This window comes from Actinomadura logoneensis (assembly GCF_003428695.1).
Classification (GTDB): Bacteria; Actinomycetota; Actinomycetes; order Streptosporangiales; family Streptosporangiaceae; genus Spirillospora; species Spirillospora logoneensis.
Window position 1 is genome coordinate 1 of the sequence record NZ_QURH01000551.1, and the last position, 1,642, is coordinate 1,642.

General features: G+C 75.4%; 1 protein-coding gene and 1 pseudogene. One reads left to right on the forward strand and one right to left on the reverse strand.

Features of this window, described 5'->3' with window-relative positions; genetic code table 11:
* Positions 1-881: pseudogene (locus DZF91_RS24045) on the reverse strand (hypothetical protein); the annotation flags it as partial.
* A 193-nt stretch (positions 882-1,074) separates the two neighbouring features.
* Here DZF91_RS24045 and DZF91_RS24050 point away from each other — a divergent pair.
* Positions 1,075-1,587: a helix-turn-helix domain-containing protein gene (locus tag DZF91_RS24050; RefSeq protein ID WP_117359572.1), complete on the forward strand. Its 513-nt coding sequence runs from the start codon at positions 1,075-1,077 to the stop codon at positions 1,585-1,587.
* Positions 1,588-1,642: the final 55 nt, after the last annotated feature.

Sequence of the window (1,642 nt, forward strand, 5' to 3'; positions counted from 1 at the left end):
ACCGCCACGCCCGTCGCCGGTCGCTCGGTCGCGGCGGGCGCGGGTCGTTCGGGCGCGGCCGGCGGCGCCGCGAACTCGGCGTTGGACGGCGCCCCCCGCCGGGCGAGGCGCAGAGGAACCCGACCCGCCGACGCGAGGACGGGCCGGAACCGCGGGTGCAGAAGGACGAGGCCGAGCACCGCCAGGAGGGCCAGCGCCATGGTCCACGGCGCGGACGAGCGCGTGGTGCCCTCCTCCGGAACCGCCCGGACGCCGCTGGCCGGACGGGGGGTCTCCGAGCCGCCCTTCGGCGCGGTGCCGGTGGTGCCCGCCTTCGTGGACGCCGGGGCGTTCGAGGGGGCGGTGGTCGGCGCGCCGGTGCCGAGGGGCGACGGGCTGGGCGACCGGTCGTCGTCGTCCGGCACGTCGCGGTGGTGCCTGGGACGCACCGGCGGCCGGACGGGCGTCCCCTGGCGGGAGGAGTAGCGCCGGCGCGCCTCGGAGCGGCGGAGGCGGCGCGGCGGCGGGGCCTCGCGCATGGAGTCGCGCAGCGCCCGGCCGAAGTCGGTGCGCCCGTTCAGCAGGTCGCGGCTGAGGTTGCGGCACAGCTCGCCCTGGTCGAAGAGCTCCGCCGCCGCGCCGGTCAGCCCGACGCAGACGGACGTGCCGTCCGCGGCCGTGCCGGAGGACGCGACCGAGCGTGCGGACGCGTCGTCGACGCCCGGGCGTGCGGCTGGAGAGCCGGGCAGGGCGGCGGATCCGGGCAGAGCCGCGGATCCGGAGACGAGTGCGGGCGCCGGCGCGGACGTGGCGCCCAGCGCGGGTGTTGCGGCTAACAGCGCGGGCAGGGGCGCGAGTGCGAGCACCGTGCCCGCCGCCAGGACCGCGACGGATTCCCTCACAGGCGGCAACCTCCCAAGGACGACCTGCTCGGAGGACGATGAAAGCAGCCCGGACGCCGGGACGTCCTGCAAGTCGCCCGGCGGGTCGCGATCCGTGATCCTCTCGATACGAGTTGTCATCCTTGATGTGTCCTTGCTGACCAGTAGCGTACGGGTCAACTAAAGTCGTTGCCCCGAGCGAAGGGGATGGTGCATGGAGAACACGGGGAACGGAGCCGACGGCGAGGCGAAGCCGCCGACCCCCGGTGCGATGCTCGCCGACAAGGTCGAGTGGCTGATCCAGAACATGTGGCCGCCGGACGCGCCCGCGCCGCGCAACAACGTGGAGACCGCGGGGGCGATCGCGCACGCCACGGGCGAGGACATCTCGTCCACCACGGTGTGGAAGCTGCGTACCGGACGCCAGGACAACCCGCAGCTGCGCACGCTGACCGCGCTGGCGACGTTCTTCGGCGTCCCGATCGGCTACTTCGGCTTCGCGTCCGAGGCGGGCCCGATCGACGACGACCTGACGTTCAAGGCGCTGCGCCGCGAGGTCGAGGAGGGAGTGGTCCGCACCGAGGTACTGCGCGCGCTGGTCGATCTGTCGCCGCAGTCGCGGTGGCTGGTGGACGAGATGATCCTGGCCGCCGCACGGGCGGACGCGGAGCGCGCGGCGGCCGGCCGCCGCAACGGCTCGCCGTCCGAGGTCGAGGAGTCGGCGTGACGGACGGTCGGCGGCCCGGCCGGGGAGGGACGGGCCGCCGACCTGCCGGGTGAGC